Below are 13,201 nucleotides of genomic sequence, written 5' to 3'. Positions count from 1 at the left end.
CTGTCTGCCCCTCGCCCCACCCTTTTTGCGGAGGCCCCCGGTGCCGGAACCGACCACGACCCACGACGGATTCACCGACCCGCGGGCCGACCTGCGCTGGGGCACGACCAGCGCGCTGCTGGCCGACGCCGCCGCGCGCCTGGGCACGGCCGAGGCGATCGTCGACGGCGACGTCCGGCTCACCTTCGCCGGACTCGACGCCGCGGTCACCGAGGCGGCCCGCGGGTTCCTCGCCGCCGGGGTCGGCAAGGGCGACCGGGTCGCGGTCTGGGCGCCGAACACCGCGCGCTGGATCGTCGCCGCGCTCGGCCTCCAGCGCGCGGGCGGCGTGCTCGTCCCGCTGAACACGCGCTTCCAGGGCACGGAGGCCGCCTTCATCCTGCGCAAGAGCCGGGCCCGCCTCCTGTGCGTGGTCGGCGAGTTCCTGGGCCGCGACTACCCCGCGTCCCTGGCGGCCGCCGCGGGCGGCCCGGCGGGCGGCCGCCCGTACGCCGACCTGCCCGGCCTGGAGAAGGTCGTGCTCCTCGACGGCTCCGCGGCCCGCGCCCCCCTGACGACCTGGGCGGACTTCCTCAGCGCGGGCGCTTCCGTGCCCGTCGCGGAGGTCGAAGCGCGCGCGCTGGGGATCGACCCGGACGACCTGTCGGACATGCTCTTCACTTCGGGCACGACGGGGAACCCGAAGGGCGCGATGTGCACACACGGCCAGACGCTGCGCGCATACGCGGTGTGGGCGGCCGTCGTCGGGCTGCGCGAAGGCGACCGCTACCTCGTGGTCAACCCCTTCTTCCACGGCTTCGGCTACAAGGCCGGCTGGCTCGCCTCCCTCATCGTCGGCGCGACGGTCCTGCCCGCCAAGACCCTCGACGTCCCCGAGGTGCTCCGGGTCGCCCGCGAGGAGCGCATCACGGTCCTTCCCGGCACCCCCACGCTCTACCAGACGATGCTGGAGCACCCGGACTTCTCGGCCGACGGCGTCGCGCACCTCCGCCTGGCCGTCACGGGGGCCGCGAACGTGCCGCCCGCGCTGCTCTACCGGATCCGCGACGAACTCGGCTTCTCCCACATCGTCACCGGCTACGGCCTCACCGAGTCGTGCGCGATCGTCTCCATGTGCCGCTACGACGACCCCCTGGAGACCATCGCGGCCACCGCGGGCCGTCCGCTGCCCGGCCTCGAGGTCAGCGTCGTGGACGGCGAGGGCAAGCCCGTCCCTTCCGGCACGGAGGGCGAGATCCTCGTCCGCGGCTACACGGTGATGAAGGGCTACTTCGGGGAGGAGTCCGAGACCGCCGCGACCGTCGACGCCGACGGCCGGCTGCACACCGGCGACATCGGCGTCATCGACGCCGACGGCCGGGTCCGCATCACCGACCGGATCAAGGACATGTTCATCGTCGGCGGCTTCAACGCCTACCCCGCCGAGATCGAGAAGGTCCTCGACTCCTTCGACAAGGTCGCCCAGAGCGCCGTCGTGGGCGTCCCCGACCTCCGGATGGGCGAAGTCGGCGCCGCCTTCGTCGTCCCCCGGCGCGACACCCTTCTCGACCCCGAGGAGGTACTCGAGTTCGCCCGCGCCAACCTCGCCAACTACAAGGTCCCCCGCCAGGTCCACATCGTCGGTGAGCTCCCCGTCAACGCCGCGGGCAAGGTGCTCAAGAACGTCCTCCGCGACCGCCTCTCCCGGACCTGAGCCCGGGAATCTCCCGCGATCTCGAAGCCGAAGTGTCGTGCGCATGGTGAAGAATGACGTTCGTGGACTTTGAGGAAGTGCCGGCGGGGATCGACACCTCGCGCGCCCACCCGGCACGGCGCTACGACTACTGGCTCGGCGGCAAGGACAACTTCGCGGTGGACCGCGAGTCCGCGAACATGCTCGCGGGGGTGTTCCCCACGATCCGGCTCTCGGCCATCGAGAACCGCAGGTTCCTGCACCGCGTCGTGCGCTTCCTGACGGCCGAGGCGGGCATCCGCCAGTTCCTCGACATCGGCTCGGGGCTTCCGTCGGCGGGCAACGTCCACGAGCTCGCCCAGGACATCGCGCCCGACAGCCGCGTCGTCTACGTCGACAACGACCCGATCGTCCTCACCCACGCAAGGGCGCTGCTGCGCAGCACTCCCGAGGGGAGGACCGCCTACCTCCAGGCCGACCTCCACGACCCCGCGCGGATCCTCGCGATGCCCGAGCTGCTGCGGACCATCGACCTCGAGCGGCCTGTCGCGCTGATGCTGCTCGCCGTCCTGCACTTCTTCGACGACGACGCGGAGGTGCACCGCCTCTTCAAGTTCCTCCGCGAGGCGCTCCCCCCGGGCAGCTACATCGCCCTCAGCCACGCCACGACCGACGACGAGCCCGGTGTCGACGTCGCCGAGCGCGAGGCGCTCAACCGGCGGGCCGGCATCCCGTTCCGGCTGCGTTCGGCCGCCGACCTCGGCGACCTGTGCGCCGGTCTCGACCTGATCGAGCCCGGCGTGAGCGCGCTCTCCCGCTGGCGCCCGAACGTCCCGGAGCACGAGCGCGCCAGGCCCGAGGACATCTGCATGCACGGTGTGGTCGCCCGCGTCCCCTGACCCCGCGTGCCCGACCCCGCGAAGACCGAAGGCCGCCCCCACGCTGGGAGGGGCGGCCTTCGGCGTTCGGGACCGGGCGGCGCCTTGGGCGCGTGCGAGGCGCCGCCCGGTCGTCTAGGAGCCCAGGGCCCCGGAGGCGCGGAGGGCGGTCAGCCGGGCCGCGTCGTAGCCGAGGACGTCGCGGAGGATCTCCTCGGTGTGCTCGCCGGGCTCGGGGGCGGGGAGGGCGGCGGCGGGCGGGGCCTCACCGACGACGCGGACGGGGAAGGGCAGCTGGTCGGCGACGAGCCGGGCGGCGGGCTGCCACGGCATGCGGTCGGCGAACTGGGGGTCGTGCGCGATCGACGCCGGGGTGTTGGCCGGGCCGATGGGGACGTCGGCGGACAGGCCGAGCTCGATCCACTCGGCGGTCGTCCGTTCGGCGAAGATGGCGGCGAGTTCGTGGCGCAGGGGCAGGTTCCCGCGAGCGTGGTCGGCGAGCTTCGAGCCGGGGTTCGCCTCGTAGAGGTCGTCGCGGCCTACGGCGGCGCAGAAGTTGCGCCAGAACTTCTGCTCGGACGCCATGAAGAGCACGTGGCCGTCTTTGGAGGCGTAGAACTGGTACCGGACGCCCTCCTCCATGCCGGCCGTACCGGGCGGACGCCTTTCGAAGCCGTCGGACGGGTTGCCTGTGACCTCGTCGGCGGGCCTCTCGTACGCGCGGTGGCCTTCGCTGCGCAGCCAGTCGAACGCCGCGGCGGCGTCGGACTGGGCGACCTCCAGGTGGCAGCCCTCACCGCTCTCGCGGGCCCTGATGACGGCCGCGAGGATCGCGGCGGTGCCGAACAGGGGCCCTGCGGTGATGCCGATGGAGGTGTGGTCCGGGATCGTCGGGAGGCCGTCGGGGCCGGGCACGGGGGTGACGGTGCCGGCCCAGGCGTCGTAGGCGATGCCGTGGGAGGGCAGGTCGCGGTAGGGGCCGGTCATGCCGTAGCCGGAGATGGTGAACATGACGACCTTCGGGTTGATCTCCCGCAGGGCCGCGTAGCCGAGGCCGCGGCGGTCGAGGCCGCCGGGCCGCATCGCCTCGACGACGACGTCGGCGTCCTTCACGAGGTCGAGGAACACCGCCTTGCCGTCCTCGGTGCGCAGGTCGAGCACGATGCTGCGCTTGCCCCGGCTGATGTGCAGGTGCAGCAGCGACCGCCCCTCGACGATCGGCCAGCTCATCGCCCGGATGTAGTCGCCCGACGGCGGCTCCACCTTGATCACGTCCGCGCCGAGATCGGCCAGCGGGGTGGACACCGCGCCAGGGCCGAGCATCGAGCACTCGACCACACGCAGCCCGGACAGCAGTCCGCCGCCCTGAGTCGCCTCCACCACGTCAGCTCCCTCCATAGATTGTTTATTATATTAAAACTACAACTTGCTCCCCCGGTGTGGTTTTGGAGGCCCCATGTCCGACAGGTACCCCTCGGTCGACGGACTCGCCGTCGCCGTCGAGAACGGCCTCCTGCGGCTCACCCTCGACCGGCCCGAGCGCCGCAACGTCCTCGACGACGTGTCCATGGCGGGCCTCATCAGCGCGCTTGAACTCGCCGCCACCGACGAGGACCTGCGCGCCGTCCTGCTCACCGGCGCGGGCGGCGACTTCTGCGGCGGCTTCGACATCGTCGGCCGCAACCGCCGTGCCGCCGATGCCCCCAAGCCCCGCACCGGCAGCATCCAGCGCCGCCTCCCGAACCAGGCGAACCGCCTGATCCCGCTGCTTCTGGAACTCCAGCTCCCGGTGGTCTGCGCCGTCCGCGGCTGGGCCGTCGGCATCGGCGCCCAGCTCGCCCTCGCCGCCGACTTCACCGTGACGGCCGAGGACGCCGTCTTCTGGTACCCGTTCCTCCGCCGCGGCTTCACCCCCGACTCCGGCAGCACCTGGCTGCTCCCCCGCGTCGTCGGCCCCGCCCGCGCCCGCGAACTCCTCATGCTCGACCGCAGGCTGTCCGGCGCCGAAGCCGCGGCCTGGGGCATCGCGCACACCGCCGTCCCCGCCGACAAGGTCGCCGAGACCGCCGACGACCTCGCCGCCCGCCTGGCCGCCGGCCCCACCGTCGCCCTGGGCCTCACCAAGTCGCTCCTGGCCGCCGCCCCCGACCACGACCTCCGCCGCCACCTCGCCGACGAGGCCTACGCCATGGAACTCAGCTCACGCAGCCCCGACTTCCGCGAAGGCATGGCCGCCTTCGCCCAGCGCCGCTCTCCCGACTTCACCGGCCGGTAGGCCGGGTGCCCGAAGCCCGCGGGCCCCCGCGACGGGCCTAGCGCACCACGCGGTAGCGGAGGTAGAGGACTCCTGAGCCGAAGGCGCGGTTCTCGACGAGTTCGAGATCCGCCCGGCGCTCCTGCCGGGGGAAGTACGGGATGCCGCCGCCGATGAGCACCGGGTGGACCCTGGTCCGGTACTCGTCGATCAGATCCAGGGCGGCCGCCTCGGCGGCGAGGGTCGCGCCGCCGATCGCGATGTCGCCCTCTCCCGGCTCGGCCCGCAACCGCCCGATCTCCTCCGCCAGGCCGCTGGAGGCCAGCCGGGTGTTGCCGCCCTGCACCGCCGGCAGCGTGGTGGAGAACACCACCTTGGGGAGCCGCTTCCAGATCGCGGCCCACTCGAGCATGGAGTCCTCGAGTGACGGATCCTGGTCTGCGGTCTCCCAGAACAGCATCGTCTCGTACAGCCGTCGGCCCAGCAGGTGAACGCCGATCTCCTGGATCTCGCCGGTGACGAAGTCGAAGATCTCCTCGTCCGGCTTCGTCCAGCCGAACTCGCCGTCCGGCCCGACGATGTAGCCGTCCAGCGAGACGCCCATCGAATAGATCACGCTGCGCATCGGAACCCCTCCCCGGTCATGGGTTCGACAGTACGACCGCGGGACGCCGCACGGCCCGTCGCGGCTCGCGGGATTTCCGCGGATCCCCCGCCGCACCGGACGGCGGCGCGGTCACGGGTGCTCCGTCAGCAGCGTGATGAGGGTGTCGGCGTCGGGGGCGGCGAGGGGCCGGTCGGTGGCCAGGAGCCGGTACCAGACCAGGCCGAAGACGAGGTCCGCGACGAGTTCGGGTGCGGGCCTCGCCGGCAGGTCGCCGCGCTCGCGGGCCCGGTCGAGCAGGACGGCCAAGGCGGCCCGGCGACGGTCGAGGAACCCGGCGCGGAACCGGGCGCCGAACTCCGGGTCGATCTGCGCCTCGGCCATGAGCGCACGCAGGACCGGCGCGACCCCTTCGGCACGGGAGAGCGCGACCGCGCCGCGGAGGAAGGCGTGCAGGTCGGCCCGGTAGGAGCCGTGGTCGCCGGTGGAGATCCGCAGGTCGGCCTTGACGGCCAGCGCCTCCATCAGCACGTCGGCCTTGCGCGGCCACCACCGGTACACCGTCTGCTTCCCGCACCCGGCCCGCGCGGCGATGCCCTCGACGGTCAGCGCCCCATAGCCGACCTCCAGCACGAGTTCGTAGGCGGCGGTGAGAATGGCCAGGCGGGATTCCTCACTGCGTCTGCGCCCCCGCCGAGCGGGCGTCCCTCCGATCACACCCCCACTGTAAACGCCATTACGAGACGCACCGATCCATAAAACCGAACGCTCGCCTCACCGAACCGCCCGTCCCCGCTCCACGCCGGGAACGCGGCCGGTGGTCCCGGTCCGGAGGCCGGGAAGGGGCGGCCGGGCCGGGGTCGCCCGCGCGGGTGTCCCGGCCCGGCACGTTTCTCAGAGGGTCTTCCAGTCGGGTTCGCGCTTTGCGGCGAAGGCGGCGGGGCCTTCGGTCTGGTCGGGGTGGCCCCAGAGGCCGGTCAGTTCGGCGGCGCCCGCCCGGCAGGCGTCGGTGAGGCCGGATTCGAGGGCGCCCCAGAGGGCGCGTTTGGTGGCGGCCAGCGCGGCCGGGGAGTTGCGGGCGATCTTCTCGGCGAGGTCCTGGGCCGCCTCGTGGAGGCGGTCCGGCGGGTCGACGATCTCGCTGATCATGCCGAGGTCCAGGGCGCGCTGCGCGCTCATCCGCTCGTAGCGGCCGACGAGGGCCATCCGCAGGACGGCTTCGGCGGGCATCTTGCGCATGAGGGCGATCGTCTCGATGGCGCTGGTCTGGCCGACCGAGACGTGCGGGTCGGTGAACTGGGCGTCGGAGGCGGCGAGGACGATGTCGGCGTCGGCCACGAAGTGCAGGCCGCCGCCCGCGCAGATGCCGTTCACCGCGGCGATGACGGGCTTGTCGATGCCGAGGTGCCAGCTCGTGAAGCCGAGGTCCCAGGCCTCGACCGAGGCCCGGTAGCGTTCCATGCCCTGGCCGTCGGTGGCCAGTTCGCGGACGTCGGCACCGGTCTGGAAGGCCTTGCCGTTGGCCGCGTTGACGATGACGCGCACCTCCGGGTCGGCGGCGAGCTCCGTCCAGGCCTCGCGTAGTTCGTCCCGCATCGCGTTGTTCATGGCGTTGCGCACGTCGGGCCGGTTGAAGATCAGCCACCCGACGCGGCCGCGCCGCTCCACCTGAAGGGTCTGGTAACTCAAGGGCGTTCCGTTCTCGTTGCCGTGGGTCAGGGGACCTGCGCGTCCGACGGCTCGGCGGCCGTCCGGACGAAGTCCGCGACGAGGTCGCGGCGGAGCACCTTGCCGATCTCGGTGCGGGGGAAGTCGGCCACGACGCGGAACGCGACGGGCACCTTGTACCCGGCGAGTTCCCGCCGTGAGCAGGCGGCGAGATCGGCCTCGTCAAGGGTCCGGCCGGCCTTGGGCCGCACCCACGCGACGGGCACCTCGCCGAGGCGCTCGTCCGGGACGCCCGCGACGCACGCGTCGGCGACGTCGGGGTGGCCGCGCAGGACCTCCTCGACCTCCTGCGGGACGATCTTGAGGCCGCCGCGGTTGACCATGTCGGACACCCGGCCCTCGATCCACAGGAACCCGTCGGCGTCGAGCCTGCCGAGGTCGCCCGTGCGGAGATAGCCTTCGGCGTCGACGCGGCCCGCTGCGTCCCCGGTCGCGAACGGCGACCGGATCCAGATCTCGCCCGAGGCGTCCGGCGCCAGGGCGGCGCCGTCGTCGCCGGCGATGCGGATGTCGATCCCGGGGTGCGCCCGGCCGACCGCGCCGAGCTTGGCCGCGCCGAACTCCCGGACGTCCGCGGCGGTCCACCCGGCGACCTCGCTGCCGAGCTCGGTCTGGCCGTAGGAGTTGAGGACGTCCACGCCGTATCTGTCCCGGAACCTGCGGGCCTGGTCGGGCGCGAGCGGCGCGGTGACGGACCTGACGAGCTTGAGCGGGGCGAGGTCGGCGACGTCCTCGTGTTCGAGGAGCATCGCCATCATCGCCGGGGCCAGGATCGTCGAGCGGATCTGGAAGCGGCGGACCAGCCCCGCGTAGGCGACGGGATCGAAGCGGTCCATCAGGATCGCGGGGGCGCCCGCGCGGAACGCGAACAACAGGTTCCAGGCGCCCGCCCACAGCGCCTGCGAGCTGGGGATGAGGTTGGGCATCGGCGCCCGGCCCGCGCTCCGGCCGCCGCGCAGCTTGCCCAGGACGGTGTCGATGCCGTCGCGGACGCCGTCGTGGCCGAGGACGACGGGCTTGGACTCGCCCGTCGTGCCCGAGGTCCGGATGACGATCGCGGCTTCCGGTCCGTACGAAGCGGGTTCGTCCCGGTCCGGGGCGCACGCGCACGTCCACACGTCGGGCTCGTCCTCGCGCAGCACGTCGTACCCCTCGGGGACCCGCGTGTCCGGTCCGGCGACGACCACGGCGGGGCGTGACGCGGCGACGTGCGCGGCGACCTCCCGCGCGGTCAGCCGCCCGTTGACGGGCACGTAGACGCCCCCCGCGAGCCAGGTCGCGAACATCGCGGTGACGGCGCGGACCCCGTCGTCGACGACGCAGACGACGGGCTGGCCGGTGACGGGTCCGAGGCGTCCGGCGAGGATGCGGGCCGACGCCGTCAGCTCGCCAAGGGTGCGCTCGACGTCCACGCCGTAGAGGACGGGGGTGTCGCGCGCGGCGGGATGGCCGATGAGGAAGTCGGTGAGACCGCCCGAGGTCATGGTCACCGGACCTGCCTTTCGCGTTGCGGGGGTGGGGGGTGCGTGGTCACGGGGCGGCCAGGAGGCGGGCGAGGCGCTCGGTGTGCTCCTCGGGGCGGCCCAGCAGCTCGCGGCCGGTCCAGGCGCGCTTGTAGTACAGGTGCGCGTCGTGCTCCCAGGTGAAGCCGATGCCGCCGTGCAGCTGGATCATCTCGGCGGTGACGGCCACGTAGGCCTCCGCGCAGTAGGAGGCGGCGACGGCCGAGACGATGGGCAGGTTCGGGAGGCCGGGCAGCCGGACGAACGCGTCGCCGTCCAGGGCCAGGGCCGCGGCCTGCGCGGCCGCCTCCGCCGCCGACTTCGCCGACTCGGTCTTGATCAGCAGGTCGGCGCACTTCTGCTTGAACGCCTGGAACGAGCCGATCGGCCTGCCGAACTGGACACGCGTCTTGCCGTAGGCGACCGTCTCCTCCAGGCAGCGGGCCGCGCCGCCCGCCTGCTCGGCGGCCAGCAGCGCCCGCGCGACGTCGAGCGCGAGCGCGAACGCCTCGGCCGCGTCGCCCTCCCCCACCCGGACGGCGGGGGCCTCGGCGAACTCCAGCCCGGCCTGCTTCCTGGTGAGGTCGAGGCTGGTCAGCGGGATCACGGTGACGCTTGGGGCCCGGGTCTCGACGGCGAAGATCCCGATCCCGTCGCCGGTCCGCGCGGGGACGAGCACGACGTCGGCCGACGCCCCGTCCACGACGAACCCCACGGTCCCGGTGAGCACGGGCCCGTCCGCGCTGATGACGGCCTCGGGCACGTCCCCGTCAGGCAGCGGGCGGCCTACCGCGTCGGCCGTCGCGACCGTGGCGACGAAGGTCCCTGCGCACAGTCCGGGCAGATACCTCTTGGCCGCTTCCGCGTCGTCCAAGGCGAGCAGCAAAGGAACGGTCAGCCCCGCGACGGCGAAGAGCGGCGCGCACAACAGTGCGCGTCCCGCCTCCTCGAACACGATGCCGGCCTCGACGGCCGAGAAGCCGCCGCCGCCGGACTCCTCGGGCACGAGGAACCCGGCGAGGCCCAGCTCACGGCAGAGCCGCCGCCACTCCTCGGGGCTCCAGCCGCGTGCTGAGTCCATGTGGGCGCGCACCGCCTCGGACGGCGCCAGGTCGGCGAACGCGTCCCGCAGGGACTCGCGCAGCAGCCGCAGATCGTTCTCGCTCATCGTCACTCCCGCTCGAATCGGTCGATGACGGCGGCGAACGCCGACTCGAGGTCGGTGGCCGCGCCGGGCGGCTCCGGCAGGCGGACGGGCCCGTGCTCGCGGCTCGGCAGCAGGATCGTCGCCGACGCCGGGGAGGTGATCTCGCCCCGCTGGTTCCGGGTGCGGAGTTCGAGGTCGACGGCGGGGCGGCCGCCTTCGGCGAGGTGTTTGCCGACGACCTCGCCCTCGACCCACTGGACGTCGCCCACGTAGTTGAACTTGCGGAACTCCACCCGCATCCGCCACAGCCAGGCGTCGTCGCCCATCCAGTCGGTGCAGGCGTGGATGATCCAGGTCTCGCGCATCCGCCCGTAGTCGAACGTCGTGGGATTTCCGGACTTGCGGGCGTAGGCGGGGTCCCAGTGCACCCGCTGCATCGCGTCGGGGACGCCCAGCTCATCGCGGTGGTAGAAGCGCGGGATCCGCTTCCGGTTCCGGTAGGCCAGGCGCAGCGGGGCCACGTCGTACATGCCCATGCCCATCCCGACATGCCAGCAGACCATGTCCGTGACCGTCAGCGGGCCCTTGACCAGCGGGCCGACCTTGTCGCCGACCTCGACGTCCTCCCAGTAGCGGGGCTCGGCGCCGCGCGGCTCCTCCGCCGCGTACTGGGCGTCGAGCTCGGCGATGCCCTCCTCGGTCCAGGGCTCTACCGCCACTTCTGCATACTTTTTACGTTCTCTGGCCTTCTCGCGCTCGGTCCGGTACATCATCCGGTACTGCGCGCCGAGCAAGGTGCCCGATTCCGTCTGGAACGCCTGGGCCGTCCATTCCTGGACGCCGCGCCCGCCGAACTCGCTCGGCCGGTCCTTCACCCCGACGAGCGCGGTCCGCCGGCGGACCCGCTGACCGGCCGTCAGGGGTGCCCACCACTCGCGCTCGCTGGCCGCGTAGAAGGCGTGCACGCCGCGCAGCGGATCGCCCTTGAGCTCGTCCTGCCGGGCGATCTCCGCCTCGGTCAGCGCGTCCTCACCGATGAGGCTGTCGCCCCCGACCAGGGCCGGAGGCGCTATCGCGGCCTTCCACCGGGTCGCCTCGGCGTAGGCGGGATCGCCGTAGAGCGGATTGTCGTCGCCGTAGGAGCGGGCGACGTGCCGGAACGCGTCCTCGCCGGGCCGCCGGTAGTGCGGCGGCGCGGGGTACAGCTGCGGGACGCCGATCCGGGACCGCAACAAGGCGACGCCCGCATCAGTGATCTTGCCAGAATCCAGCTTGCCAGAAGCCACCGACCGTCCCCTTCGCACCGGCCGCACGGGGGCGGCCTCAGTGAACACTTACGACGCTAGCACCGGTGTGATAAATGTATCAAATATGAAGAATACTCCAGCGCTGCCGTTCCCCACGGGTGGGCCCGGCACTCCGGACGCCGGGCTCCGGGTGGCCCGTGACGGCCCGGTCGGCTGGCTCGTCTTCGACCGGCCCGACCGGGGCAACGCCATGGACGCCGCGATGATGGCCCGCCTCCCCGAGGTCTGGGCCGAACTCGACGCCGACCCCGACGTCCGCGTCATCTGCGTGACGGGCAACGGCAGGGCCTTCCAGACCGGCCTCGACGTCGCGCAGCTCGCCAAGGACCCCGGCGCGCTCCGCGACATGTCACGCCGCACCAGACGGGCCGACCTGCGGCTCACCGGCTGGCACTGCGGCGTCGCCAAACCCGTCGTGACGGCGGTCAACGGGGTGTGCGCCGGCGGCGGCCTCCACTTCGTGGCCGACTCCGACATCGTCATCGCCTCGGCGTCCGCGACCTTCCTCGACCCGCACGTCAGCGTCGGCCAGGTCAGCGCGTTCGAGACGATCGGGCTGGCCCGGCGCGCGAGCTTCGCGCCGGTCGCCCGGATGGCGCTGACCGGCGCGCACGAGCGGATCGGCGCGGCCGAGGCGCTGCGGCTCGGCTGGGTCAGCGAGGTCGTCGAGCCCGACGACCTGCGGCCCACCGCGCAGGCGCTCGCCGAACGCGTCGCCGAGCACCCGCCCGAGGTGCTCGCCGCGGTGAAACGCGCCCTGTGGCGCGCCAAAGAGACCGGACTGAGCGAGGCGAGAGGAATCCCGCGATGAGTGACGCGCTGCGCGACTGCGCCGACGAGGAGGACGTGCGGACCGCCGTCCGCGCCTGGATCGCCGCGGAGGTCCCCGCGACCTGGCGCGAGGCCGGCGAGCGCGGCGGCCCCCAGGAGGTGCGCAAAGTCAGGACACCCGACGAGTACCGCGCCTGGTATCCGGCCTTCGCCGCGACCGGCCTGGTCGTCCCGCAGTGGCCGGTCGAGTACGGCGGGCTCGGCTGGGACCGCCGCCTCGCGCAGACCGCGGAACGCCTCCTCGCGCCCTACCACCTGCCCCGCCTCAACCCCCTCGGCCTCAACCTCACGGCCGCCGCGCTCTTCGCGCACGGCACGCACGAGCAGCGGCTGCGATACCTGCCACCGATCGTCGCCAACGCCGAGGTGTGGTGCCAGCTGTTCAGCGAGCCCGGCGCGGGCAGCGACCTCGCCTCCCTGGCCACCCGGGCCGAGCGCGACGGCGACGGCTGGCGCATCACCGGCCAGAAGGTCTGGACGACCTGGGCCCACCTCGCCGACTACGGCGTCCTGCTCGCCCGCACCGACCCCGACGCCCCCAAACGCCAGGGCATCACCTACTTCCTCATCAAACTCGACCAACCCGGCGTCGACGTCCGCCCGCTCAAGCACATCGGCGGCGAAGTCGACTTCAACGAGGTCTACCTCGACGGCGCCCACGTACCCGACGACCAGCGCATCGGACCCGTCAACGAAGGCTGGAAGGTCGCCCGGGCGACGCTGAGCGGGGAGCGCCAGATGGTCTCCGGATCCGGGTCCGGCGGCGTCGACCGCATCGGCGGCTCCGGCACCCGTCGTCTGATCGGCCTCGCCATCGAGCGGTCCGAGCAGGGACTCCCCTACGGCTGGGACGACCACGAGACGCGACACCGGCTCGTCAAGCTGTGGGGCGAGGAGCAGATCCGGGCGTGGACCAATGTCCGGGTGCGCGCCGGGCTCAAGGCGGGCCTGCCGCCCGGCCCGGAGAGCTCGATCGGCAAGGTGCACGGCTCGGAGCTGAACCAGCGCGTCCAGGAGGCCGCGGCCCGGATGCTCGGCCTCGCCGGAGCGGCCTGGGAGGGCGGCGACGACTACGCCGACGGCATCCCGGCCGAGATCCGCGGCCTGCTGCGCAGCCGCGCCAACACCATCGAGGGCGGCACCAGCGAGGTCAACAAGAACATCCTCGCCGAACGGGTGCTCGGGCTGCCGAAGGAACCCGACCCGTACGAGGGCCTGCCCTGGCGTGAGGTCCCGCGCGGCTGACGCCGCCCCCACCCACTACCTTCCCGGAGGAGA

The 13,201-nt window shown here is 72.9% G+C and carries 12 protein-coding genes; 5 read left to right on the top strand and 7 right to left on the bottom strand.

The window, feature by feature from the left end; all coding sequences use genetic code 11:
* Positions 1-40: 40 nt before the first annotated feature.
* Positions 41-1,693 carry a FadD3 family acyl-CoA ligase gene (locus tag EDD29_RS12210; protein ID WP_123664504.1) on the top strand — a complete coding sequence of 551 codons (1,653 nt, stop codon included), beginning with the start codon at positions 41-43 and terminating at the stop codon, positions 1,691-1,693.
* A 62-nt stretch (positions 1,694-1,755) separates the two neighbouring features.
* The gene (locus tag EDD29_RS12205; protein ID WP_211359670.1) at positions 1,756-2,571 is read left to right on the top strand and encodes an SAM-dependent methyltransferase; all 816 of its coding nucleotides are present in this window, start codon (positions 1,756-1,758) and stop codon (positions 2,569-2,571) included.
* Positions 2,572-2,685: 114 nt separating this feature from the next.
* Here EDD29_RS12205 and EDD29_RS12200 read toward each other — a convergent pair whose 3' ends face one another.
* Positions 2,686-3,933 (bottom strand): CaiB/BaiF CoA transferase family protein, encoded by a 1,248-nt coding sequence (locus tag EDD29_RS12200; RefSeq protein WP_211359669.1) that lies wholly within the window; start codon positions 3,931-3,933, stop codon positions 2,686-2,688.
* Between the two features lie 73 nt (positions 3,934-4,006).
* On the opposite strand from EDD29_RS12200, the gene EDD29_RS12195 reads away from it, so the two are divergent.
* Positions 4,007-4,825, top strand: coding sequence for an enoyl-CoA hydratase-related protein (locus EDD29_RS12195; protein WP_123664501.1), 819 nt, complete (start codon positions 4,007-4,009; stop codon positions 4,823-4,825).
* A 37-nt stretch (positions 4,826-4,862) separates the two neighbouring features.
* Here the strand turns inward: EDD29_RS12195 and EDD29_RS12190 are convergent, their stop codons facing one another.
* The 6 genes from EDD29_RS12190 to EDD29_RS12165 form a co-directional block, all read right to left on the bottom strand.
* Positions 4,863-5,429, bottom strand: coding sequence for a dihydrofolate reductase family protein (locus tag EDD29_RS12190; RefSeq protein WP_123664500.1), 567 nt, complete (start codon positions 5,427-5,429; stop codon positions 4,863-4,865).
* A gap of 111 nt (positions 5,430-5,540) precedes the next feature.
* Positions 5,541-6,125 (bottom strand): TetR/AcrR family transcriptional regulator, encoded by a 585-nt coding sequence (locus EDD29_RS12185; protein WP_211359668.1) that lies wholly within the window; start codon positions 6,123-6,125, stop codon positions 5,541-5,543.
* 177 nt (positions 6,126-6,302) lie between these two features.
* On the bottom strand, positions 6,303-7,097 hold the full coding sequence (locus EDD29_RS12180; RefSeq protein WP_123664499.1) for an enoyl-CoA hydratase/isomerase family protein: 795 nt from the start codon (positions 7,095-7,097) through the stop codon (positions 6,303-6,305).
* Between the two features lie 26 nt (positions 7,098-7,123).
* Positions 7,124-8,620 (bottom strand): class I adenylate-forming enzyme family protein, encoded by a 1,497-nt coding sequence (locus EDD29_RS12175; RefSeq protein ID WP_123670436.1) that lies wholly within the window; start codon positions 8,618-8,620, stop codon positions 7,124-7,126.
* A 46-nt stretch (positions 8,621-8,666) separates the two neighbouring features.
* Entirely contained in the window at positions 8,667-9,806 is a 1,140-nt protein-coding gene (locus EDD29_RS12170) for an acyl-CoA dehydrogenase family protein (RefSeq protein WP_123664498.1), read from the bottom strand.
* A gap of 2 nt (positions 9,807-9,808) precedes the next feature.
* Positions 9,809-11,071 (bottom strand): FAS1-like dehydratase domain-containing protein, encoded by a 1,263-nt coding sequence (locus EDD29_RS12165; RefSeq protein ID WP_211359666.1) that lies wholly within the window; start codon positions 11,069-11,071, stop codon positions 9,809-9,811.
* A gap of 85 nt (positions 11,072-11,156) precedes the next feature.
* Here EDD29_RS12165 and EDD29_RS12160 point away from each other — a divergent pair, with 85 nt between their 5' ends.
* Both EDD29_RS12160 and EDD29_RS12155 read left to right on the top strand, forming a co-directional pair.
* Positions 11,157-11,903 (top strand): enoyl-CoA hydratase/isomerase family protein, encoded by a 747-nt coding sequence (locus tag EDD29_RS12160; RefSeq protein WP_123664497.1) that lies wholly within the window; start codon positions 11,157-11,159, stop codon positions 11,901-11,903.
* On the top strand, positions 11,900-13,168 hold the full coding sequence (locus EDD29_RS12155) for an acyl-CoA dehydrogenase family protein (RefSeq protein WP_123664496.1): 1,269 nt from the start codon (positions 11,900-11,902) through the stop codon (positions 13,166-13,168). The genes EDD29_RS12160 and EDD29_RS12155 overlap by 4 nt, the downstream gene beginning before the upstream one ends.
* Positions 13,169-13,201 lie beyond the last annotated feature (33 nt).

The organism is Actinocorallia herbida (assembly GCF_003751225.1).
Taxonomy (GTDB): domain Bacteria; phylum Actinomycetota; class Actinomycetes; order Streptosporangiales; family Streptosporangiaceae; genus Actinocorallia; species Actinocorallia herbida.
Note: the sequence above shows the minus strand (reverse complement) of the source record. Positions and strands in the feature narration are given on the sequence as shown.